Genomic DNA, 607 nt, shown 5'->3' with positions numbered 1-607 from the left:
TACGACGATGCGTCGAAGGGCACGGTCACGCTGGGCGGTGACAGCAATGGCACGAAGGTCACGAACGTGGCCGAAGGCGAGCTGTCGTCGACGAGCACGGACGCGGTGAACGGCTCGCAGCTGCATGCCACGAACCAGCAGGTGGAGCAGAACACCACGTCGATCACCAATCTGGGTGACCAGGTGACGAACATCGATGGCCGCGTGACGAATCTGGGTGACCGGATCACGCAGATTGACCAGAGCTCGGTGAAGTACGACACCAACCCGGACGGGACGGTGAACTACAACAGCCTGACGCTGGGCGGTGACACGTACAACAGCACGACGCATACGGGCGGCACGCGCATCACGAATGTGGCGGAAGGCGTGAACCCGGGCGATGCGGTGAACATGGCACAGCTGACCGAGACCAACACCAACGTGACGAACCTGGGCGACCAGGTGACCAACCTCGGTGACCAGGTGTCGAGCATCGGCGACCAGGTAACGAACGTGTACGAGAACGGTACGAAGTACTTCCACGCGAACTCGACGGGGGCGGATTCGTCGGCGCTGGGTGCGGACTCGGTGGCGATCGGTATGGGTGCGGTGTCGAACAACGCGG

1 pseudogene is annotated in these 607 nt (G+C 62.6%); it reads left to right on the top strand.

What is annotated here, in order from left to right:
* Positions 1–607: pseudogene (locus tag AB3X86_RS38340) on the top strand (hypothetical protein); the annotation flags it as partial.

This window comes from Paraburkholderia sp. BR14374 (assembly GCF_040948685.1).
GTDB lineage: Bacteria > Pseudomonadota > Gammaproteobacteria > Burkholderiales > Burkholderiaceae > Paraburkholderia > Paraburkholderia youngii.
This window is presented reverse-complemented; position numbering and strand designations above follow the sequence as displayed.